Below are 19,265 nucleotides of genomic sequence, written 5' to 3'. Positions count from 1 at the left end.
TTAGGACCGAGAGCGCCATTTCGGTTCTGATTCCCCTGAGGCTTCTGATGAGGAACCGGCCGCCTGGCATCATTCGCTTTGTGGTTCCGGAAGCTCGGCGGCGCATTGTCGCTTTCGCCTCAGATTCGAATCGGCCATCCAGCGATCATTCATGCGTTGCAGCGCTTCCTCATGGATATGTCGTGAACCGCGGCATCGCCGAAAGTGGCGTCAATGTTCATCGGAACATTACCTTGAGCCTGTCCCACCAGCCGGGCTCGGGTTTTGCCGGTTTCCGGACGCTGTTGGTGAGGCCGTTGATATAAAGAACCATATTCAGCGGGTCGAACCTGAGGCCGTGGAACTTGGCAGCGAAGCGTCCGCCGCGATCGATGACGTGGGTGACGGCCCCATGCATCTGCTGGCCGTCTTCCAGCGGCTCGAAGCGTACATTGTAAGCCTCTGACAGTTTCCGGGTCGTATCGTCCGGTTGGCCTGGCCGTGTCGTCAAAAACATCCAGTTGCCCGCATCCAATCCATGCGCTGGACCATAGGCCTCGAGGACTTCGGACGTGTCCCTTACCGGGTCGGTTGTCACTGCCAGGAACTGCACCCTGTCTTTCATCAGCGTAGCGTTGACCTTGCGCTGAACGTCCGCGATCACCTCGGAATGGATTGGACACAGATCGGTGCAACTCGCGAAGATGAAGTAGAGCACCACGATCTTGTCCGAGAAATCAGAAAGGCGGACGGCCTTTCCGTCCGCGTCGGCCAGTTCGAACGGCGGCGCGGCCGGTTCGTCGATGATCTGAAAGAACTTCTCCTCACTGCCCATCATCTTGTCGAGATCGGCGCCCGGATGATGCGCTCGCGCGGGCGACGCGGCGGCCAGCAACAGAGAAAGCGTTGCGATCAGGATTCTTGCTTTCATACCCATGCTTCCAGTTGAGGAGGGATTTGGCGGGGCGCGGTCGGACCGCGTTCATCGCGCCTGCTCCTGCTCCCGGCGGCTCATCTCCGCCTGATATTGCCGTTCCCGTTCGGGCCAGGTGCTCTTGATGAAGGTGAGCACGGCCCGGATTTCCTCGTCGGCCAACACACCCGCAAATGCCGGCATGTCGCTCTGGTAGCCGCCGCCGACGACCGCGGCCGGTCCTTCCTTGGTGACACGGAAGAGCACGCCGTCCGGATGATGCCAGGAGTGGCCGGAGGCATCGTGCGGCGGAGCCGGCATGCGTGCCGAAGGCAGCTGGCTTTTCCAGTCGCGTTGTCCTTCGAGGTTGGCGCCCTGACAGGTGGCGCAACGCTCGGCATAGATCGTCTTTCCGAGCGCGACAGTGGCAGCCGAGGCGCCGCCGGCCATCCGGTCCGCGAGCCAGGGCCAGGAAAATCCAAGGACTGCCGCAGCCACCCCGAGCATCGAGAAGAGGACCGGCGTTCTTTTCATTTGCTGCCGCCGAAGAACAGGTACTTGACCAGTGCGGCCACCCCAAGGACGAGCACAAGCACGGCGAGCAGCCACACGAGGCTCATGCCCCACATCATCATTCCGCTCGTGCCATCCATCATCGCAGCCTCCTATTCCTTGGCGTAGACGCCGCCGGTCCCACCAGACTTCTGGATTTCGAGAATCTCGAACGGACCCTCTTTCGTGCCGCTCATGCCGGGGGAGCCCATTGGCATGCCAGGCAGCGTCACGCCCTTGATGTCGGGCCGCTCGGTCAAGAGCTTGTTGACCGTGCCGACCGGCACATGGCCGCTCACCACATAGCCGTCGATGAAGGAAAGATGGCAGCCCTCGGCTTCCGCCGGAATGCCCGCTTCCCGGCTCATGGCAGAAAGGTCATGCGTCGGCTTGACGGTGACCGCGAAGCCGTTCTCCCTGAGATAATCGGCATAGCCTTCGCAGCAGCCGCATTGCGGGTTCTTGTAAAGCGTGACGTCCTTTTCGCCCGCAAGCGCCGGAGCGGCACTGGAGAGCAAGGACGCAAGGGCGAGAGCTTTCAGAATATTGGACATGTTTTTCTCCTTTTGGTTTTTCGGAAGATTAGGCGACGCGGAAGACCCCCATCATGCCACCAGCCTGGTGTTCAAGAATGTGGCAGTGGAACATCCAGTCGCCGGGGTTGTCGGCGACGAAGGCGATCTCGACCTTTTCGCGGGGCGAAACCAGCACTGTGTCCTGCCATTCGCGATGACGGGTGGGCTGGCCATTGCGGGAAATCACCCGGAACGAATGGCCGTGGAGATGGATCGGATGATGCCAGGCTGTCGCATTGGTCATGGCGATGACATGGCTCTTGTTCCGCGCGAGCGTCAGCGCCGGTTTCATGTCGTGGCGAGCCTGGTCGGCGGCGATGCCATTGATGAACCAAGCAGTGCTGGAATTCATCATCTGCATCATCCCTCCGCCCATCATCGAATTCATGTCGCGCGTCATGCCGCCCGGCGCACCCGGGCCCATGATTTCACCCATGTCCTGGGCGACCATCTGGCCCATCATGCCGCCGGTGAAAACGACCTCGTTGTGGGACGCGGTTTCCAGGTCCGGCTCCAATAGCGGGTTGGCCGGCAAGGCCAGCGGCCAGTCGGGCGCGCCCTCGCGGAGCGGAGTGTCGGAATAAGCGATATCGACGAGCTTGTATTCCAGCCCTTCGTAGAACCGGTCGAAGATCGAAACCCGTCTACCGGGCTTGCCCGTCATGTCGAGGATCAGGTCGGCGCGCATGGCCGGGCCAAGCATCACCAGCCCGCCATCCGGCGGGTATGGCGCGACCGGCTGGCCGTCGAGCGCGATGACGATGGGCTGAAGATCCGTGAAGTCGGGGCTGAAGATGCGCGCATTGGCGGCGTTGATCAACCGCAGGCGGATGCGCTCACCCGCCCTGACGGCGAAGGTATCCGGCACGCGACCGTTGATGGTAACCGTGTTGCCGACGCGGCCGTTGTGGTGGATGTCGTGCCGGTTGCCGAAATCCTCGCTGATTGCGCCCGATTTGGTCAATCGCCAGTCGTCGAGCATCCAGGTCACGTCGCGGTCGACGTGCGCCGGTTCGCGTTCCTCGATAATCAGCGGTCCGTAAAGCCCGCGCTCGACCTGCTCGAAACTCCGCTGGTGCGGGTGATACCAGAAGGTGCCGGCGTCGACCGCATCGAATTCGTAGACGAAGCGCTCTCCCGCTCCGATCGGCTTCTGGGTGAGGTGCGGGACGCCGTCCATGGCGTGCGGCACGCGCACGCCATGCCAGTGCACGGTCGTTTCCTCGGCGAGGCCGTTCTCGACCACGACCCGCAGCCGCTCGCCCTGCCGGACCCGTATCTCGGGACCGGGAACAGTTCCGCCGTAGCACCAGGCGGCAATCTCGCCGGATGGTTCGGGCATAAGCCGCGTACGACCCGGCGCCGCCCGCAATTGCACCTCGTGCGGAGCCGCGGCATGGACGGGCGACCGCCACAACACTGGAAGCACCGCACCCGCCGTACTCGCGGCTGCCGATGCAAGAAAGGCTCGACGCGTCTGCGCCGGCATGGGAAATCTGGACATGGTTCAACCATCCTGAAAAGTCGGTCGTTCGCGCACATGGCGGCGCGGAAAAGACACCTCATGCGAAACTGCGATCACGGGCGGTACGACGCGCCCATGGTCGTTGCACCGGCAACGGGCAAGCCCTGCCGGCGTCAGCTACAGGATGATGGTTCGGGGAGGAGAGGGATCGGGTGGGTCGGTGTGGCCGACCAATTCCACCAGCGGTGAAGTCGCAATTTCGGCTGCCACAAAGGAAAGCACGAGACTGATCCGCGCAGGAATTGCTGCGAAAGGCACAAGGCAGGCCGCACTGCATAGCTGAGGCTTGCCGCTGTCGTCGGGAGGGCAGGCATTACAATCGCCCATGTCTCCGTCAGCCCCCATGTCTCCGTCAGTCATCGCGGCGGAAGACATCGCCAGTGCCATGCTCGTTGCGTTAGTTGCATGCGCAACCGTGCCTGCTGCGAACACTACGAGCAGCACAATTGCGAAGATGCGGGCAAGTCTGCGCATGACGCGGCATGCTAGTCTGTTTCTGCGCCAAGTCCAGTTACAGGTTGTCGCAACTCGACCTCGCGAATTGCTCCCTAGTCCTTCCGTTCGGGGGCAGGAAGGCGACATTCCACCCGATTCAGACTTTATCCTGCTTGTTCACGCGTCAAGAAATCGAGCGAAGGCCAGCGCCTTTGCAGGTCCTCATCATTTTTAACACAGCCTGTGCGGCGTCCTTTTTCGTTCGTGCCAGGAATTGTCTCGCCAGACGGTGCGGTTGTTGTTGCAGCACACCTGCTGTGGGAGGATAATCTCGTGTCGGATGCATTTTTCGGGCGACAAACCCGGATGCCCGCCCCGGCGGTGACGCCGTGCTCCGAGGCTCCGGAGGGAGGTGTGCATGACAAACTATATCGTGCTGATCAACTGGACGGAGCAGGGCGCCAAAAATGTGCGCGAGTCGCCGAAGCGGCTCGATGCCGCCAAGAAGCTGCTGGGAGACATGGGCGGCTCGTTCAAGGCGTTTTATCTCACCATGGGCGAATGCGATATGGTGGCGATCGTCGAAGCGCCTGACGATGCGGTGCTCGCTCGTTTCTCGCTGATGCTGGCGTCAGGCGGTAACGTGAGGACGCGGACGCTCAAGGCTTTCCCGGAATTGGCGTATCGCGAGATCATCGCCTCGCTCGGCTGAGGCTTGCGCGGCTACAGATCCGCGCAAGCTGCCGAGCCCGGATATCGACGGTCAGGCGCCGCTTGACGGCGCCCGATCCGCTGATCATGAGGAGGAATGCTGCTCTCGCTCGAAAAGAACTTCATTTTCATCCATATCCCGAAGACGGCTGGGACCTCGGTCACCCGTGCGCTGGAGCCGTGGAGCCCGAAACCGCAGCGAACGCAATGGCGTCGCCTGCTGTCACACCTTCCCGTGCGCGAGACGCCCCAAAATGCGTTCCTCAGGCAGCATGACAAAGCAAGCTGGGTGAAGCACAAGCTGCCGGCCGAGATTTATGACAGCGCGTACAAGTTCGCTGTCGTGCGCAACCCTTTCGAACTTGCTGTCTCGACCTACTATTTCCGCCGCGACTATCTCTCCGGCCGGCGCCGGAACAGAGCCAGGGTTCTGGATTTCAAGACTTTCCTGCGCTATCTCGAACGCAAGAACCGTTTTGTGCAGGTGGACCAGACGAGCTGGATTTCGGACAGGCAAGGAAACCTTATCATCGACGAGGTTTTGCGGTTTGAAACACTGGCCGAGCAATTCAATGCCCTGGTCGAACGGCTCGACCTGCCGGGCGAAGTGAAGCTTCCACGGGCAAACGTCAATGCACCCTACGACTATCGCGCCGTCTACGATGGCGAGGCGAAAAGCATCGTGCGACGGCTCTATTCCAGGGATTTCGAGCGCTTCGGCTACGAATTTTGATTTTTTCGAGACATCCGCAATTCATCGGCACGATGCCGCGGCGCGGCCAGTCTGGTCCGAAATATTGCGGGCCGAAGGGATTTCCCGGATAGTCAGCGCAGCCCTTCAGCTCGCGTCTCGAAACACATGCCCAAGCCTCAACTGACCGTCTGGTACAACACCTGTTGTCCGGTTTGCGATGCCGGGATCAGCCGGCAAAAGCGGCGGCTGGTCGAGGCGATCAAGGCCGGGCGGATCACGTTTCGCGACATCAATGCCGAGCCGGCGGCACTGGCCGGATACGGCGTGTCGCTGGAGGACATCCGCCGCCGGCTGCACGCAACCGAGGCGGACGGTAAACTGCTGGTTGGCGCCGATGTCGCAATTGCTGTCTGGCTGAGAACGCCGGGCGAGGGCTGGCTTGCAACGCTGTTCGGCAATCCCGCCGCGCTGCCGTTGACGCGCTATGCCTATGATCGCTTCGCCGATCTTCTCTATGCCTGGAACCGGCGCAAGGGCCGCTGGTAACCGGTATTAGCCAAGCTCGGTGACGAAATCAATCTGGTGGCACCGTTCTCAGATACATCGTAAGATATATCTTGACTCAACGGCCTCATCCGCATAATTGAGATATATCGTAAGACATAACTCAAGGAGCAGACAATGCACGGACATCATCATTTCGGCGAGCATGCCGAGCGCGTTTTCATGCATACGGCCGGCAGGTTCGGCGGCCGTGGCGGCGGCTTCGGCCCATTCGGCCACGGCATGAGGGGCGGCGGGCGCGGCGGGCCGGGCGACATGTTCCGCGCCGGGCGTATGCTGGCCGACGGCGATCTCAAGCTGATCACGCTGTCGCTGCTGGCCGAGGCGCCGCGCCACGGCTATGACATCATCAAGGCGCTGGAGGAACGTACCAGCGGCGTCTACAGCCCGAGCCCAGGCGTGGTCTATCCGACGCTGACCTTCCTGGAAGAGGCCGGCTATGCCGTCTCATCGGCGGAAGGCAACAAGAAGGTGTTTTCGATTACCGAGGCAGGGCAGGCGCATCTCAACGATAATCGCGAGATAGTCGACCACGTGCTCGACCATCTCGAGCGTTTCGGCCGCAAGATGGCGAAGGCGCGCGAGTGGTTCGGCTGGAACGACGACGGCGAAGACGGCGGACGGCGCGGCCGCGGCGGTTCGGAAAAGCGCGACGAATTCCGCGCCGTGCGCCACCGGCTGCGCGCAGCCCTCGGCAATATCGTCGACGCGCCCGCGGAAAAGCAGGCCGAGGCGATTGCGATATTGAAAGGGGCGGCCGAAGCCCTCGAAGCGCTGTCGCGCGACTGACTTCCGGGCCGGATGCGGCCCTTGCCCGTTTGCCTAAGGACCGCTAGTGAAATCATCCTGCACCACGCTATGTGATGCAGGATGATTGCCGTTGGAGGGCGCTCCCATGTCTTTTCTGAAACGTCTTTTCGGTGGTGGCGGCGGTGACGCGGGCGAACCAAAGAGTGCTGCACCGGCAAAGCAGATCGAGCACAAGGGATTTTTGATCAGCGCCACGCCCTACAAGGCAGAAGGCCAATACCAGACCTGCGGCGTGGTTTCGAAGGAAATCGACGGCGTGGTGAAGGAACACAAATTCATCCGCGCCGATCGTTTTGCCGGGCTCGACGACGCTGTCGACATCTCGATCAAGAAGGGTATCCAACTGGTCGACGAGCAGGGCGAGAAGATCTTCGGTTAGCTTGGCGAATGGCGATGTCGCGCGACAGCGGAGCGACGTCAGAAAGCTGTAGGAACCGCCGACGCCTCGTCGGGCATCAGGCGGCAAGTGCAAAAAAGGCAGGCACCCGGCGCCTGCCTTTTTTGGTTCTGATTACCTGTTGTTCGCGCTACGCGGCAGCGGCAACTGCCCCGGTCGAGGCCACCACCGCATCCACCTTGGCCGATGCCTTGGCCAGAGCGGCCGTGACGGCCTCGGGGCCCATGCCGACACCTTCGATGCGGATGACGTCGACGTCGGTCATGCCGATGAAGCCAAGCACGCTGCGCAGGTAAGGGATGGCGTGATCCATCTGCACGGCAGCGCCTTCCGAATAGATGCCGCCCGAGGCAAGGACGATGTAGACCTTCTTGCCGGTGACGAGGCCCTTCGGGCCATTCTCGCCATAAGCGAAAGTCTTGCCGGAGCGGGCGACGTGATCGACCCAGGATTTCAGCGTCGATGAGATGCCGAAATTGATGAAGCCGGTAGCGAGGATGATGGTGTCGGCCGCAAACAGTTCATCGAGTACGGCGTCGGAAACGCCGACGACTTCGGCCTGGCGCTGGGTGCGGGCCTCAGCGGGGGTATAGATGCCGGTCGAATAATCAGCATCGATGTGCGGTAGCGGGTTTGCGACGAGATCGCGTACGACAAGCTTGGCCGAAGGATCGGCGGCAAGCAGCTTCTCGGCGAGGTCGGTGGCGATACGGGTCGAGTGCGAGGCATTGCCGCGCGGGCTGGATGTGACGAGAAGGATGGACACGGCGGGTCTCCAAGGTTGGAATGAATTGTCCCGACCTATATGGACTCGCTGACCCATTTGAAAAACCGGTATATTTTATGTATGTTCCATCTAAACATTGGATATAACGATGCAGCCAAACCCGACGCTCGATCAACTCCATATCCTTGTCACCGTCGCCGACACCGGCAGCTTCTCGGCCGCCGGCCGCAAGCTCAACCGAGCGCAGTCGGTCATCAGCTACGCTATCGCCAATCTCGAGGCACAGCTTGGGCTGAAACTGTTCGAGCGCGAGGGGACGCGCGAGCCGCAGCTGACCGATGTCGGACGGGCGACGCTGGAAGATGCGCGGCGAATGGTCGGCGTGCTGCAGCGCATTCGCTCGCGCGTCGATGGCCATCGGCAAGGGCTTGAGGCTGAAGTCGCGCTGTCGGTCGATGTGGCGCTGCCTTCCACCGTGCTGGTGCGCGTGTTGAAGGCGTTCGAGGCGCAATTTCCAACCGTGATGCTGCGCCTGCATATCGGCACGCTCGGCCTGATCCCCGATCATGTCGTCAATGGACAGGCCGATCTCGGTATTGGCGGCCTGCTGGGCGAGGTCGACGCGCATCTTGTGCGCATTGGCTTCATGTCGATGGTGCCGGCGGCCGCGCCAAGCCATCCGCTGGCGCTGCTTCCCAAGCCGGTGCCGCTCGAGGAGGTGCGCGAACACATCCAACTTGTCGTCAGCGACCAGTCCGAGCGCACCAAAGGGCGCGATTACGGCGTCTTTGCCTACCGCACTTGGCGACTTACGGATATGCGAACCAAGCATGCGCTGATGCGCGAAGGGTTGGGCTGGGGCGGACTGCCGCGATGGTTGATTGCTGACGATCTGGCCAACGGCCGGCTGGTGGAACTCGATCTGGAGCCGTATCGCGAAGTCCGCTCGCCACTTTATGCCATGCACCGCGCCGACCGCAGCCCGAAGCCGGCTGCGGCTTGGCTGATTGATCAGTTCAAGCGCCAGCTTGGCTGTTTCAACGAGTTCGAGCCGAACCAGGTGCCTGAGGAGACAGCCCATCAATCAGCGCCATGAGAACGGCGCGATAGTCCTCGGCTGAAGCGCCAGCCTCGACGGCAAGAGCAGCACGGTCGAAGGCGGCGGCGAGCAGCGCGGTCAGCGCTTCCACCGGCAATCTCATCATGGCCTGCGAGCGCATCGCCGCGACGAGGCCCTCGCGCAGCGAGCGGTTGCCATAGCGGTTGTCGATCTCGTCCATGGCGGCGCGACCGAGCACGGCCGGCCCGTCGAGCAGCAGCAGTCGGGTGCGGCCGGGCGCGCGCATGGCCGCGAGGTAGGCATCCGAACCGGCGATCAGCGCGTCGCGGGCAAACAGCGAGGGAGGCGAGGCGCGTTCGATCTCTTCAGCCACCGCCGCCGCCTCCTGCTCGACCACGGCGGCAAACAGCGCCTGCTTGTCGGCAAAATGGTGATAGAGCGCGCCACGCGTGACGCCGGCCGCAGCCACGATCTCGGGCGTGCCGGTCTCCGCATAGGACTTTTCGGTGAACAGTTTTCGTGCCGCGGCGATCAGGTCGGCGCGCGTCGCTTCGGTGCGATCGCGGTTGGAGCGGCGCGTGGATTCCTGTTGCATACATGCAGCCTGTATGTTAATGTAAATCTACATGCAGACTGTATGTTATTCGATAGGAGAAGGAAAGATGAGGACGACGAGCTATTATCCAGTGCTGATGACAGGCGACGTTGCCGGCACAACAGCCTTCTATGTCGCGCATTTCGGTTTCCACCCATTGTTCGAAAGCGACTGGTACGTGCATCTGCGCTCAGTCGCGGATCGCCGTGTCAATCTCGGCATCGTGCAGGGCGATCATGAAACGATCCCTGAAGAGGGGCGCGGCCATACATCCGGCCTGCTGATCAATTTCGAGGTCAAGAACCCGGATGCGGTCTACGAGCGGATCACCGCCGCCGGCCTGCCGATCCTGCGAACGCTGCGCGACGAAGCCTTCGGACAGCGCCATTTCATCACCAAGGATCCCAATGGCGTGCTGATCGACGTGATCAAGCCGATCCCGCCAAGCGCCGAGTTTCTGGAGCAGTATGCCGAAGCGGCGGCGGGCTGAGCGAGATGGGCTGGCAGGAACTGTCTGTAAATGTGACGTGAGGGCTTCGGCCGCGTGGCCGATCATGTCTTTGCGGTCTATGCTGAGGCTCATCAGCCTGGGCCCATTCCATGCGTGAAATCTGCCTTGTCCGCGCACCCTCAAACCTTGGCCTCCGCCCGCTGAGGCCAGGTCATATACCGGGGACTTGGCGTGCGCCGCAGGCATTGACCGAAGCCGGCTTGATCGAGACGCTTTCGCCCCTCAATGTGGTCGATCTTGATCGGCCCGCCTATAGCACGGAGCCGCAGCCTGGCACCCGGCTGCGCAACGGCAACGAGATACGCAGCTTCAATCTCGAACTTGCAGAAGTTGTTGCCGGCGCGCTGGGACGAGGCGAATTCCCGCTGGTCGTCGGCGGCGACTGCGCGGTCCTGCTTGGCGCACTGGCTGCTGCACGGCGATCTGGTCCGCTGGCGCTGGTCCATGTCGACGGCCACAGCGATTTCCGCCATCCGGGCAATTACGACATCAACGCTTCGCTCGGCTCGGCCGCCGGCATGGACCTTGCGCTCGCCACCGGACGTGGCGAGCCGTTGCTGACCGATTGGCCCGATATCGCAAGCCCCCTTGTTGCGGACGAACAGGTGATTCAGATCGGCGAACGCGAGAACCGCGACCCCGACTTTGCCTGGCCGGACATCAATTCGACTGCGATGACGCTGATCGATGTCTTTGCCGTGCGAGAGCTTGGCGCGGCAAAGGTTCTGGAAAAGACCTGGAACACGCTGGCGCGAACCGGCTCGCCCTATTGGGTGCATTTCGATGTCGATGCGCTCGACCAGACGGTGATGCCGGCGGTCGATTCACCAGGCAGTCCCGGCATCGATCCCGACGATCTCATCGCCATCCTCGCGGCGCTGGTGGCGGATTCGCGCTGTACCGGAATGGACATGACCATTTTCGATCCGGACCTCGATCCGACCGGCGAGTTGGCAGTGCTGTTGGTTTCGCTGCTTGGCCAGATCTGTGCGCCGCGATAGTTGTCAGGTCCGCGCCACCGGCATCACCGTGACCTGAGTAATGCCGGAGCGGCGCACCACCGTGCACCGCGTCTCGCGGCCGATGCGCTCGGCGTCGAGCAGGCGCACCAGATCGTCGACGCCGGTGACCGGGCGTCCGTCGATGGCGGCGATGATGTCGCCTTCCCTGAGCCCGGCCTTGGCCGCCGGGCTGTTCACCTCGACGCTGCGCAGGCGCACTGCCGTGCTGCTCGACACTTGCGACAGAAGGGCGGCGCGGCGCGGCAGGTTTGTCGTGTCGGCCGAGACGCCGATGAAGGCGCGGCGGACGCGGCCGAAGCGGATGATCTCCGAAATGACGAAATTGGCGGTGTTGGAGGCAACCGCGAAGGCGATGCCTTGCGCGCCGTGGATCATGGCGGTGTTGACGCCGATGACCTCGGCCGCCGACGACACCAGCGGTCCGCCGGAATTGCCGGGGTTGAGCGCTGCGTCGGTCTGGATGACATCGTCGATCAGCCGGCCGGTGGAGGCACGCATCGAGCGGCCGAGCGCCGAGACGACACCTGATGTGACGGTCCATTCGAAGCCGAGCGGGTTGCCGATGGCAATGGCGATCTGGCCGCGCCGCAGGCGCTTGGAATCGCCGAGCGGAGCGATATCGGCAAAGCTGCCGTCGGCACGCACCAGCGCGATGTCGGTGTCGGGGTCGCGGCCGAGAACACGGCCTTCTCTGGAGACGCCGTCCGGCATGGTGACGCGGACGCTGCGGGCATCGCCGACGACGTGGAAATTGGTGACGACCAGCCCGTCCGGCGTGATGACGAAGCCTGAGCCTTGGCCGCCGGCGCCACCGATGCGCTCAATGCGGCAGACGGCGGGACCGATGCGGTCCACGGCATCAGCGACCGTTGCCGAATAATCATCGAGCAGCGCATCGTCGAACTGCAATTGCTGGGCGGGGAGGGACATGGCAGGGCTCCGTGTCTTTAGAGCAAGAAAAAGGATGCCTATATGTGCGGAGCGGCCGGATCGGCCGCGACCTGACCAGATGGCCAGTCCAACGCCCAACTAGCCGTCAGGCGAGTATCCGCCAACGCGCTGCCGAGCGATATCTGGGTTAGAGCGATGGCCGTCCATTGGACGCTCAAGTGCGCTCTAAGACTTTGAGTTCTCGCATCGTGCTTTCCGGAAATCGATTTCCGACTTTCGGGCCGATGCGATAAAAACCCAGGAGACCCAAGATGAGCGACTTCAATCTGAGAGCATTTTCCGACGCCATCGCCGATATCGCGGCCGCAGCGGCGCCGGCGACGGCGAGCTTCGCCACGCATCAGCATCGCACCGCGACCGCCTTCCACTGGCGCGACGGCTATTTTGTCGCTGCCGAGGAGGCGGTGGAGGCCGGCGAGGAGATTGAGCTGACGCTTTCTTCGGGCGACAAGGTGAAGGCTGAGCTGGTCGGCCGCGATCCATCCACTGGGACGGCCCTTCTGAAGCCGACTGGCGCGCCGGACGTGCCGCCGCTGGCCAAGGCAGGCACGGTGCGGCCGGGCAATCTCGCCATCGCCGTCGGCAATGGCGACGGTGCGGGACTCGTCGTATTCGGCACGGTCGGTGAGGTCGGTCCGGCCTGGCGCTCGATGCGCGGCGGCACGATCGACCGGCGCATCAATCTGGCCGTCAATGCCGGCGGCCGTTTCGAGGGCGGCCCTGTGCTCGACGCCAAGGGCGCACTGATCGGTATGCTGCTGTTCGGCCCGCGCCGGCGGGCGCTGGTCATGCCTTACGAGACTATCGAGCGGGCGGTAACGACGCTACGAGAGAAGGGCCATGTCGCGCGCGGCTATCTCGGCGCCGGCCTGCACCCGATCCGCAATGGCGACACGCATGGCGCGATGGTGATGAGCCTCGACGATAATGGCCCGGCGAAAGCGGCCGGCCTGCATCTTGGCGACATCATCGTGTCGTGGAACGGCGAAGCCGCGCATGGTCCGCGCGAGCTGATCCGCAGGCTCGGGCCGGACAGCGCCGGCGCGTCGGTGACGCTCGGCGTGATACGCGGCGGCGAGCAGCGCGATGTCGTGCTGACCATCGGCGAAAAGCCGCTGAACTGAGAAGATCGATGGCAAGTCACGGGATCACGAGGCGGCGACTGACGGTACTGATCGCGCTCGATGACGCCGTGCGTGCCGAACACCTGTCCACGGCCCTTGCCGCGACTGACGATCTGCTGCCGATTGTGGCTGGCAGCAGCGATAGCGGCGACAGAGCGGATGTCGCGATCATCGATGACAATAGCCTGGAAGGCAGGGGGCTGGAAGGCCGGGTGACTGATCCAGCGATACCACAGGTGCTCTTGTCCCAACGAGTGAGCCGGCAGCGGCCGGCCGACACCGTGTTTGCCGTGTTACCGGCGGCAGCTGACGATCTGCTGATCGCTGCCGCCGCGCGGCTGGCGGCGGCTGGCTACCGGATCTCGGGCGAGGGCCGCCCCTTGTCCGATCGGCATGACGATTTCGCTTTCCATGACGACGATCTCTCCGACGAGGAGCCGGTCGACGACAGGGCCGGCCGGCCGGCGCTGTCGCCGCGCGAGAGCGAAGTGCTGGCGCTTTTGGCCGAGGGCGCGCCCAACAAGGTGATCGCGCGGCGCTTGAACATTTCCGTGCATACGGCGAAGTTCCACGTCGCGGCGATCCTGATCAAGCTAGGTGCGGCCAACCGCACCGATGCGATCGCCATCGCCATGCGGCAAGGCCTGGTGCTGGTCTGACGGTGGACTACACAGCCGGTTCGATATCCGTCAGCCGGAAATCGTCGCCCTTGAACAGCAGTGGCATGGCTTCGAGACGGGCCGTGGCATAGGAGATGCAGTCGCCGAAGTTGAGAGCGGCCGGATGTCGGCCCTTGCCATAGCGCAGGAAGGCCTGACGGGCCACAGCGGCGTGGTCGGCCGTAAAAGGAATCGTCTCGATCGAAGCGGTGCGCAAAAAGGCTTCGAAGCGGTCGACGATCTCGTCCTGCCAGCGGCCGACTAGCACCATCGTCGTCTCAAGCAGGGTCGGTGCCGCGAGCAGCCGTCTCTCAGCCTGAGCAATCGCCAGCACGAAACGATCATAGCCTGGTTCCGTACGCAAAATAGCGACAAGGACAGAGGAGTCGATGATCATCGCGTCGGGATTCCGAGTTCGTCGTAGCCGAGGATTTCGTCGTCGGTCATCGCATCTTGGCGTTTCGGTACCTGCGCGGCTCTTTCGGCGATCGCCATCAGGCGCTGAAAAAGGTCGTCGGCCTCATCGCGCGGCACAAGCCGCTCGCGCGCAACCTCGCGCTCGAGGCTTTGACGGATCGCTTCCGTCACCGACACGCGACGGCGGCGGGCAAGTTCCCGCGCCAATTGCTCGACTTCCGTGTTCTTGATCGACAGGGCCATTCTATATTCAACCTCTTTTTACAGAATATATATATTACTCCTCCGTTGAGTCCATGGCTTTCGTGGCGCCTCCGCAGCGTCACCATCTCTCGATGCTCCCCGCTCTTGTATCCTGCGACGGCGCGGGCAAGGATCGCGACCAACAGATTTGCAAGGGAGGCGCAAGACATGTCGCTCAAGGGAAAGACGCTGTTCATCTCCGGCGGGTCGCGCGGCATCGGGCTGGCGATCGCGCTGCGCGCCGCGCGCGACGGCGCCAATGTGACGATCGCGGCCAAGACCGCCGAGCCGCATCCAAAGCTGCCGGGCACGATCTACACTGCGGCGCAAGAGATCGAGCAGGCCGGCGGCAAGGCGTTGCCGATGTTGTGCGACATACGCGAGGAGGGGCAGGTGGCCGAGGCGGTCGCCAGGACCGTCGAAAAATTCGGCGGCATCGACATCTGCATCAACAATGCCAGCGCCATCCAACTCACCGGCACGCTGGAAACCGATATGAAGCGCTACGATCTGATGCACCAGATCAACACCCGCGGCACGTTCCTGGTTTCCAAAATGTGCATTCCGCACCTGAAGTTGGCTGACAATCCTCACATCTTGAATCTGGCGCCGCCGCTCGACATGAAGGCCAAATGGTTCAAGAACCATGTCGCCTATACGATGGCCAAATTCGGCATGTCGATGTGCACGCTGGGCATGAGCGCGGAGTTCGCCAGGGACGGCATCGCCGTCAATTCGCTGTGGCCGATCTCGACAATCGATACGGCAGCGGTGCGCAATCTTCTGGGTGGGGCGACAGTGGCGGCGATGAGCCGTTCGCCCGATATCATGGCCGATGCCGCGCATGCGATCCTGCTCAGGCCGTCGCGCGAAGCGACCGGCAATTTCTACATCGACGAGGAGGTGCTGCGCGCCGAGGGCGTCAGCGATTTTTCGATCTATGCGCCTGATGCGACAGGTCCGCTCGCCGGTGACTTCTTCGTTCCCGACGAGGTGTTTGCGAATTCGGAAACCAACATCAAAAGTATCTACTGACGGGCACCGGACGCCGTTCGGGCTTCAGTTCAACACCGAAGCCGGAAACAAAAACCCCGCCGGCGAGGGGGTACCGGCGGGGCTCATGTGTCCCGCTGGAGTCGGGACAGGGCAGGGAAGCCCTAGCCAGAATCTGGGGTGGACGACCTCGCGATTCAATGCCTGGTTAAATCGCGACTTACATTCTCCTTCAACCTCGGCTCATTGCCGGAAATTGCCCATCCCGGTGAAACCGGGGTGGGCTACGTCTTCCGTATAGATTCCAGAAACCAGTTCAGGTTTCTGGAATCGTTGCTTTTAAGCTGGCCATGGTCTTTACGAAAACCGGTTTCCGCCTTGCGTCGCTGACCTTCGGTTCGGGACCATGGCCTAATTCGCACTGGCGACCGGCGCCACCAGCGAGGTGATGCGGCGGATGGCGACGCGACGGTTCTCGCGCTCAGGCTCCGACGTGTCGACCTTGAGGTACTCCTCGCCATAGCCCTGTGTCGTCAGGTTCTCCGGCGGGATGCTGAAGGCATTGGTCAGGGCTTCGGCGACCGCCTCCGCGCGACGGTCGGACAGAGCGAGGTTCGCCTCCGGCCTACCGACGGCATCGGTATGGCCTTCGATCAGGAAGGTTTCCGCCGGGTTCTTCTCCAGCAGCTTCTCCATGGCGCTGGCGACGCCTTCCAGTTTCTGCACCTCGGTGTCGGGGATCGAGGCTGAACCGAATTCGAAGTTCAGCGTGTCGAGGTCGATGCGGCGGGCGATGTCGCGGACGCGGGCAGAGCGCTTGACCTCGTCGATCGAGTAAAGGCGCTGAACCCTTTCCACCGGCGGCTGTTCGAGGAAGGTATAGTAGTCGTCCGGATCCTCGACCTCTTCGGAATCCAAAATGTACTCCTCGCGCGAAATGTCGATCCGAATCGGCGGCAGGTCGTCACCCGGATCACGCCAGTCGCCATAGTCCTCATAATACCGCTCGTCGACATAGCTCAGCACATATTCGCGTCCGTCGGGCGCGATGCGTGAACGCTGGATGACGTCGCCGTAGCGGTTGCGGATGGTGACGATCTGGATTCCGTTGTCACGCTCGACGATTTCCCGGGTGCGATCGCCCGACAGCTCCTCATAGTAGACGTTCCTCGCGCCACGGCGCATGCGCGGGGTATCGTCGCTTTCCACGATCGTCTGGTTGTTGAACTGGAGGATAACGCGGTCGCCGAGTTCCCTGACGACGTCGACCCCTTGCGGACGGGGACGGCGGCGAATGTCCTCGACGTCGGGCACACGCTCGACGCGTTTGCCCTTTTCCTCCGTCACCGGAACCATCCTCTCAAGCTTGATCGCCTGCTGGGCCGTCCTGTCGTCGGTGGGCGGCGGTCCCTGGTCGACCGGAGCCGGCTTCGGGGCCTCCGCCTGCTCGCCGTTCTGCTGGGTGGGCTGACCACCCGCGTCCTGGCCGACCGTCTCTTGCGCGTTGTCCCTGCCGCCCTTGCGCTTGCGCCTGGCATCCTTCTGGCTGTCGAACACGGGAGCCTCGCCCTGGGCCGGACCTTCCCCTTCGGCGGGCGCGGCCTGTTGGTCCTCGGCGGGCTGTTCGCTGGTTGCGGGCTGCTCTTCCGTCACCGGCTGTTCGCCGATAGGCTTCTTGCGACGTTCCTTAGCCTGCTCCCGGGGCTTTTCGCCCTCAGCCGGAGCCGCTTGCTGGTCGGTCGGAAGCGGCTCGCCCTGCTCGCCGGCGGGCGTTTCCTTCCTGGCTGGCTGTTCGGCTGGCGCAGCCTCGATCTGCTGATCCTGGTTCCGCTTCTTGCGCGGCTTGACCTGCTCGTTGTCATTTGCAGGTGCGGCCTTCTCGCCTTGCGCCGCCTGTCCGGCAGGCTCTTCGGAAGGTGCCGTTTCGATCTGCTGTTGCTGGTCGCGCTTCTTCCTGCGCGGTTTTTGCTCTTCAGCCGGGGCGGCCTGTTCGGCAGGGGCTGCTTCGATCTGCTGTTGGTCGCGCTTCTTTCTGCGCGGTTTTTGCTCTTCGGCCGGGGCCGCCTGCTCGGCAGGGGCTGATTCTGTCTGCTGTTGCTGCTCGCGCTTCTTCCTTCGTTGATTGCCCTGCTGCTCGTCGCCGGAAGGCGCGGCCTGTTCCGCAGGAGCCGATTCAGTCTGCCGCTCGCGCTTCTTGCGGGGCTTCTGCTCAGGTTCTGCCTGCTCTGCGCAGCCTTCCGCCGACTCGCCTTCGGGGCAATTCGATTGCGCCAGGATCAAGGGCGTTGCGGTACGCTGCAGTGGGCCGAACGCGGCGCCGCCCTGCAGCGGGAATGCGCCCAACGGCGCGGACGCCATCAACAGGCCAAGTGCCGTGCCTGCCAGAATCCGTGGTTGGCGTTTCATTAGAAATCCTCCTTTGGCGTCCCATCCCGGCCCAAACTGTTCATCAACCGGATTGGTTCCGGTTAGCAGGCATTAACGGCCACGAAGGGCGATTGGCCGGCGTTTTGAAGGCGACTTCGTGTCATTCCTATGGTGCCGGCCTATGGTGCCGGCGGGGTTTGCGTCGCCGCGGTGCTTGACCTTGACGCCGGCGGGGGCCACATGCCGTCAATGGAAACGCCGTTCTGGAAAACCAAGACGCTCGAAGCGATGACCCCGGCCGAGTGGGAATCGCTTTGCGACGGCTGCGGCAAATGCTGCCTGTCGAAACTCGAGGACGAAGACACCGGCGAGATCTACTGGACGAGCGTCGGCTGCCGGCTGTTCGACGCCGAAACGTGCCGCTGTTCGGACTATGCCAACCGGCTGGCGCGCGTTCCGGACTGCGTCGGGCTGACGCCGCAGAATGTGCGCACCATCAGCTGGCTGCCCAAGACCTGCGCCTATCGACTGGTCGCCGAGGGCCACGATCTCTACTGGTGGCACAGGCTGGTGTCGGGGAGTGCCGAGACGGTGCATGAGGCCGGCATCTCGATGCGCGGCCGGGTCAGCGCCAGCGAGACCGATCTTGCCGAGCCGGACGACTATTTCGAGCACATGCTGGACGACGAGCCTTAGGGGAGCCTTGAGCCAGGACCCGGAACCGGCTGCGCGACAGGGCGTTTTCTATCCAGATTGTTCAGAACCGGCCAGTTGTTCAGAACCGGAAAGTTGTTCAGAACCGGAAAGCGGAGAAAACTGCGAAATTACCTCTTGTTGCCACATGAACCCAATATGAACGGCTGGTTCGTAAAAAGTTCAGATACGCAGGCGCATTCTCCTCCCCATCGGTTCGACCAAGACACATCGGTTCGATCAAGACACACCAGTTTGATCAAGACAGGCGGATGCCCTGAACAAGGAGAGAAGACAATGTTCAACACGATCAAGACGGCGGCCCTTTCGGCGCTTATCGGCCTCGGCACGCTTGCCGCTATCCCCGCCACTGCCCAGGCAGACAGCATCTATCTCGGCTTCGGCAATAACGACGATCCGCGCGTCGGCGTCTATACGGGCGACGACGATGATTTCTACCGCGAACGCCGCCGCGAACGCGACTGGCGCCGGTCCTGCTCGCCATACCGTGCCCTCAATAAGGCAGAGCGCTTGGGTCTGCGCCGCGCCCGTATTGTCGACGTCAGCCGCCGGACGGTGAAAGTCGCGGGCCGCCAGTACGGCGACCGCGTGATGATCGTGTTCGCCAACGAGCGCGGCTGCCCGGTCATCTACCGGTAATCATTCATCTGCCGGCAAACGGCACGTTGCCGACCGGCAGCGGCCTGGAGTAGTAGAGCCTTTCCGGGAGGAAGGGTGTGGTTCGGAA

Annotated in this window: 25 protein-coding genes; 13 read left to right on the top strand and 12 right to left on the bottom strand. The window is 62.7% G+C overall.

Translation table 11 applies throughout. The features are described 5' to 3' along the window. Window positions 1-217: 217 nt before the first annotated feature. The 6 genes from AC0L3L_RS15695 to AC0L3L_RS15670 all read right to left on the bottom strand — a co-directional run bounded on the left by AC0L3L_RS15695 (window position 218) and on the right by AC0L3L_RS15670 (window position 4,018). A complete protein-coding gene (locus tag AC0L3L_RS15695) occupies window positions 218-910 on the bottom strand; it encodes an SCO family protein (RefSeq protein WP_473638240.1) in 693 nt (230 codons plus the stop codon). A gap of 51 nt (window positions 911-961) precedes the next feature. After that, window positions 962-1,426, bottom strand: a complete 465-nt coding sequence (locus AC0L3L_RS15690) for a c-type cytochrome (RefSeq protein WP_473638239.1) — start codon at window positions 1,424-1,426, stop codon at window positions 962-964. Then, window positions 1,423-1,548 carry a hypothetical protein gene (locus AC0L3L_RS15685; protein ID WP_473638238.1) on the bottom strand — a complete coding sequence of 42 codons (126 nt, stop codon included), beginning with the start codon at window positions 1,546-1,548 and terminating at the stop codon, window positions 1,423-1,425. The genes AC0L3L_RS15690 and AC0L3L_RS15685 overlap by 4 nt, the downstream gene beginning before the upstream one ends. 9 nt (window positions 1,549-1,557) lie before the next feature. Continuing rightward, complete coding sequence (locus AC0L3L_RS15680) at window positions 1,558-1,998, bottom strand: DUF411 domain-containing protein (RefSeq protein WP_123148359.1); 441 nt, start codon at window positions 1,996-1,998, stop codon at window positions 1,558-1,560. Window positions 1,999-2,026: 28 nt separating this feature from the next. After that, window positions 2,027-3,523 (bottom strand): multicopper oxidase family protein, encoded by a 1,497-nt coding sequence (locus AC0L3L_RS15675; RefSeq protein ID WP_473638237.1) that lies wholly within the window; start codon window positions 3,521-3,523, stop codon window positions 2,027-2,029. Between the two features lie 138 nt (window positions 3,524-3,661). Further along, complete coding sequence (locus AC0L3L_RS15670; RefSeq protein ID WP_473638236.1) at window positions 3,662-4,018, bottom strand: hypothetical protein; 357 nt, start codon at window positions 4,016-4,018, stop codon at window positions 3,662-3,664. A gap of 379 nt (window positions 4,019-4,397) precedes the next feature. Between AC0L3L_RS15670 and AC0L3L_RS15665 the strand changes: the two genes are divergently transcribed. The 5 genes from AC0L3L_RS15665 (at window position 4,398) to AC0L3L_RS15645 (ending at window position 7,137) form a co-directional block, all read left to right on the top strand. Beyond that, on the top strand, window positions 4,398-4,691 hold the full coding sequence (locus AC0L3L_RS15665) for a GYD domain-containing protein (RefSeq protein WP_095491492.1): 294 nt from the start codon (window positions 4,398-4,400) through the stop codon (window positions 4,689-4,691). 96 nt (window positions 4,692-4,787) lie between these two features. Continuing rightward, window positions 4,788-5,423, top strand: a complete 636-nt coding sequence (locus tag AC0L3L_RS15660) for a sulfotransferase family 2 domain-containing protein (RefSeq protein ID WP_473489191.1) — start codon at window positions 4,788-4,790, stop codon at window positions 5,421-5,423. A gap of 126 nt (window positions 5,424-5,549) precedes the next feature. After that, on the top strand, window positions 5,550-5,930 hold the full coding sequence (locus AC0L3L_RS15655; RefSeq protein ID WP_473489190.1) for a thiol-disulfide oxidoreductase DCC family protein: 381 nt from the start codon (window positions 5,550-5,552) through the stop codon (window positions 5,928-5,930). 135 nt (window positions 5,931-6,065) lie between these two features. Next, window positions 6,066-6,737, top strand: coding sequence for a PadR family transcriptional regulator (locus AC0L3L_RS15650; RefSeq protein WP_473638235.1), 672 nt, complete (start codon window positions 6,066-6,068; stop codon window positions 6,735-6,737). Window positions 6,738-6,843: 106 nt separating this feature from the next. Beyond that, on the top strand, window positions 6,844-7,137 hold the full coding sequence (locus tag AC0L3L_RS15645; RefSeq protein WP_095491489.1) for an HlyU family transcriptional regulator: 294 nt from the start codon (window positions 6,844-6,846) through the stop codon (window positions 7,135-7,137). Between the two features lie 148 nt (window positions 7,138-7,285). On the opposite strand, the gene AC0L3L_RS15640 is transcribed toward AC0L3L_RS15645, so the two are convergent. After that, a complete protein-coding gene (locus tag AC0L3L_RS15640; protein ID WP_473489188.1) occupies window positions 7,286-7,921 on the bottom strand; it encodes an FMN-dependent NADH-azoreductase in 636 nt (211 codons plus the stop codon). Window positions 7,922-8,030: 109 nt separating this feature from the next. Between AC0L3L_RS15640 and AC0L3L_RS15635 the strand changes: the two genes are divergently transcribed. Then, window positions 8,031-8,978, top strand: a complete 948-nt coding sequence (locus AC0L3L_RS15635; protein ID WP_473489187.1) for a LysR family transcriptional regulator — start codon at window positions 8,031-8,033, stop codon at window positions 8,976-8,978. On the opposite strand, the gene AC0L3L_RS15630 is transcribed toward AC0L3L_RS15635, so the two are convergent. Further along, a complete protein-coding gene (locus AC0L3L_RS15630; protein ID WP_473489186.1) occupies window positions 8,920-9,537 on the bottom strand; it encodes a TetR/AcrR family transcriptional regulator in 618 nt (205 codons plus the stop codon). The two genes, AC0L3L_RS15635 and AC0L3L_RS15630, sit on opposite strands and share 59 nt — an antisense overlap. A 67-nt stretch (window positions 9,538-9,604) precedes the next feature. Between AC0L3L_RS15630 and AC0L3L_RS15625 the strand changes: the two genes are divergently transcribed. Together AC0L3L_RS15625 and AC0L3L_RS15620 are read left to right on the top strand one after the other, a co-directional pair. Beyond that, complete coding sequence (locus AC0L3L_RS15625; protein WP_473638234.1) at window positions 9,605-10,027, top strand: VOC family protein; 423 nt, start codon at window positions 9,605-9,607, stop codon at window positions 10,025-10,027. A gap of 206 nt (window positions 10,028-10,233) precedes the next feature. After that, window positions 10,234-11,049: an arginase family protein gene (locus AC0L3L_RS15620; protein ID WP_473638233.1), complete on the top strand. Its 816-nt coding sequence runs from the start codon at window positions 10,234-10,236 to the stop codon at window positions 11,047-11,049. Window positions 11,050-11,052: 3 nt separating this feature from the next. Here AC0L3L_RS15620 and AC0L3L_RS15615 read toward each other — a convergent pair whose 3' ends face one another. Then, complete coding sequence (locus tag AC0L3L_RS15615) at window positions 11,053-12,000, bottom strand: S1C family serine protease (protein ID WP_473638232.1); 948 nt, start codon at window positions 11,998-12,000, stop codon at window positions 11,053-11,055. Window positions 12,001-12,272: 272 nt separating this feature from the next. Between AC0L3L_RS15615 and AC0L3L_RS15610 the strand changes: the two genes are divergently transcribed. Continuing rightward, window positions 12,273-13,145, top strand: a complete 873-nt coding sequence (locus AC0L3L_RS15610) for a S1C family serine protease (protein ID WP_473489182.1) — start codon at window positions 12,273-12,275, stop codon at window positions 13,143-13,145. An 8-nt stretch (window positions 13,146-13,153) separates the two neighbouring features. Then, complete coding sequence (locus AC0L3L_RS15605) at window positions 13,154-13,804, top strand: helix-turn-helix transcriptional regulator (RefSeq protein ID WP_473489181.1); 651 nt, start codon at window positions 13,154-13,156, stop codon at window positions 13,802-13,804. A gap of 7 nt (window positions 13,805-13,811) precedes the next feature. Here AC0L3L_RS15605 and AC0L3L_RS15600 read toward each other — a convergent pair whose 3' ends face one another. Together AC0L3L_RS15600 and AC0L3L_RS15595 are read right to left on the bottom strand one after the other, a co-directional pair. Next, window positions 13,812-14,201 (bottom strand): type II toxin-antitoxin system VapC family toxin, encoded by a 390-nt coding sequence (locus tag AC0L3L_RS15600; RefSeq protein ID WP_473489180.1) that lies wholly within the window; start codon window positions 14,199-14,201, stop codon window positions 13,812-13,814. Beyond that, complete coding sequence (locus AC0L3L_RS15595) at window positions 14,198-14,464, bottom strand: type II toxin-antitoxin system VapB family antitoxin (RefSeq protein WP_473489179.1); 267 nt, start codon at window positions 14,462-14,464, stop codon at window positions 14,198-14,200. The genes AC0L3L_RS15600 and AC0L3L_RS15595 overlap by 4 nt, the downstream gene beginning before the upstream one ends. A 168-nt stretch (window positions 14,465-14,632) precedes the next feature. On the opposite strand from AC0L3L_RS15595, the gene AC0L3L_RS15590 reads away from it, so the two are divergent. After that, window positions 14,633-15,499, top strand: a complete 867-nt coding sequence (locus AC0L3L_RS15590) for an SDR family oxidoreductase (protein WP_473489178.1) — start codon at window positions 14,633-14,635, stop codon at window positions 15,497-15,499. A gap of 369 nt (window positions 15,500-15,868) precedes the next feature. On the opposite strand, the gene AC0L3L_RS15585 is transcribed toward AC0L3L_RS15590, so the two are convergent. Continuing rightward, window positions 15,869-17,863 (bottom strand): OmpA family protein, encoded by a 1,995-nt coding sequence (locus tag AC0L3L_RS15585; RefSeq protein ID WP_473638231.1) that lies wholly within the window; start codon window positions 17,861-17,863, stop codon window positions 15,869-15,871. Window positions 17,864-18,073: 210 nt separating this feature from the next. Here AC0L3L_RS15585 and AC0L3L_RS15580 point away from each other — a divergent pair, with 210 nt between their 5' ends. Both AC0L3L_RS15580 and AC0L3L_RS15575 read left to right on the top strand, forming a co-directional pair. Next, window positions 18,074-18,520: a YcgN family cysteine cluster protein gene (locus tag AC0L3L_RS15580; protein ID WP_095491649.1), complete on the top strand. Its 447-nt coding sequence runs from the start codon at window positions 18,074-18,076 to the stop codon at window positions 18,518-18,520. Between the two features lie 294 nt (window positions 18,521-18,814). Beyond that, a complete protein-coding gene (locus AC0L3L_RS15575; protein WP_473489176.1) occupies window positions 18,815-19,177 on the top strand; it encodes a hypothetical protein in 363 nt (120 codons plus the stop codon). The last annotated feature ends 88 nt before the right edge of the window (window positions 19,178-19,265 follow it).

The sequence above is a fragment of the Mesorhizobium sp. WSM4849 genome (genome assembly GCF_055811385.1).
Note: the sequence above shows the minus strand (reverse complement) of the source record. Positions and strands in the feature narration are given on the sequence as shown.

Excerpts from the sequence above, each read along its gene's own strand:
- AC0L3L_RS15645 (WP_095491489.1), top strand. The coding sequence starts at position 6,844 with ATGTCTTTTCTGAAACGTCTTTTCGGTGGTGGCGGCGGTGACGCGGGC.
- AC0L3L_RS15675 (WP_473638237.1), bottom strand. The coding sequence starts at position 3,523 with ATGTCCAGATTTCCCATGCCGGCGCAGACGCGTCGAGCCTTTCTTGCA.
- AC0L3L_RS15685 (WP_473638238.1), bottom strand. The coding sequence starts at position 1,548 with ATGATGGATGGCACGAGCGGAATGATGATGTGGGGCATGAGCCTCGTG.
- AC0L3L_RS15655 (WP_473489190.1), top strand. The coding sequence starts at position 5,550 with ATGCCCAAGCCTCAACTGACCGTCTGGTACAACACCTGTTGTCCGGTT.
- AC0L3L_RS15585 (WP_473638231.1), bottom strand. The coding sequence starts at position 17,863 with ATGAAACGCCAACCACGGATTCTGGCAGGCACGGCACTTGGCCTGTTG.
- AC0L3L_RS15590 (WP_473489178.1), top strand. The coding sequence starts at position 14,633 with ATGTCGCTCAAGGGAAAGACGCTGTTCATCTCCGGCGGGTCGCGCGGC.
- AC0L3L_RS15595 (WP_473489179.1), bottom strand. The coding sequence starts at position 14,464 with ATGGCCCTGTCGATCAAGAACACGGAAGTCGAGCAATTGGCGCGGGAA.
- AC0L3L_RS15600 (WP_473489180.1), bottom strand. The coding sequence starts at position 14,201 with ATGATCATCGACTCCTCTGTCCTTGTCGCTATTTTGCGTACGGAACCA.
- AC0L3L_RS15680 (WP_123148359.1), bottom strand. The coding sequence starts at position 1,998 with ATGTCCAATATTCTGAAAGCTCTCGCCCTTGCGTCCTTGCTCTCCAGT.
- AC0L3L_RS15580 (WP_095491649.1), top strand. The coding sequence starts at position 18,074 with ATGGAAACGCCGTTCTGGAAAACCAAGACGCTCGAAGCGATGACCCCG.
- AC0L3L_RS15630 (WP_473489186.1), bottom strand. The coding sequence starts at position 9,537 with ATGCAACAGGAATCCACGCGCCGCTCCAACCGCGATCGCACCGAAGCG.
- AC0L3L_RS15690 (WP_473638239.1), bottom strand. The coding sequence starts at position 1,426 with ATGAAAAGAACGCCGGTCCTCTTCTCGATGCTCGGGGTGGCTGCGGCA.
- AC0L3L_RS15635 (WP_473489187.1), top strand. The coding sequence starts at position 8,031 with ATGCAGCCAAACCCGACGCTCGATCAACTCCATATCCTTGTCACCGTC.
- AC0L3L_RS15625 (WP_473638234.1), top strand. The coding sequence starts at position 9,605 with ATGAGGACGACGAGCTATTATCCAGTGCTGATGACAGGCGACGTTGCC.
- AC0L3L_RS15660 (WP_473489191.1), top strand. The coding sequence starts at position 4,788 with ATGCTGCTCTCGCTCGAAAAGAACTTCATTTTCATCCATATCCCGAAG.
- AC0L3L_RS15665 (WP_095491492.1), top strand. The coding sequence starts at position 4,398 with ATGACAAACTATATCGTGCTGATCAACTGGACGGAGCAGGGCGCCAAA.
- AC0L3L_RS15615 (WP_473638232.1), bottom strand. The coding sequence starts at position 12,000 with ATGTCCCTCCCCGCCCAGCAATTGCAGTTCGACGATGCGCTGCTCGAT.
- AC0L3L_RS15605 (WP_473489181.1), top strand. The coding sequence starts at position 13,154 with ATGGCAAGTCACGGGATCACGAGGCGGCGACTGACGGTACTGATCGCG.
- AC0L3L_RS15670 (WP_473638236.1), bottom strand. The coding sequence starts at position 4,018 with ATGCGCAGACTTGCCCGCATCTTCGCAATTGTGCTGCTCGTAGTGTTC.
- AC0L3L_RS15610 (WP_473489182.1), top strand. The coding sequence starts at position 12,273 with ATGAGCGACTTCAATCTGAGAGCATTTTCCGACGCCATCGCCGATATC.
- AC0L3L_RS15575 (WP_473489176.1), top strand. The coding sequence starts at position 18,815 with ATGTTCAACACGATCAAGACGGCGGCCCTTTCGGCGCTTATCGGCCTC.
- AC0L3L_RS15695 (WP_473638240.1), bottom strand. The coding sequence starts at position 910 with ATGAAAGCAAGAATCCTGATCGCAACGCTTTCTCTGTTGCTGGCCGCC.
- AC0L3L_RS15650 (WP_473638235.1), top strand. The coding sequence starts at position 6,066 with ATGCACGGACATCATCATTTCGGCGAGCATGCCGAGCGCGTTTTCATG.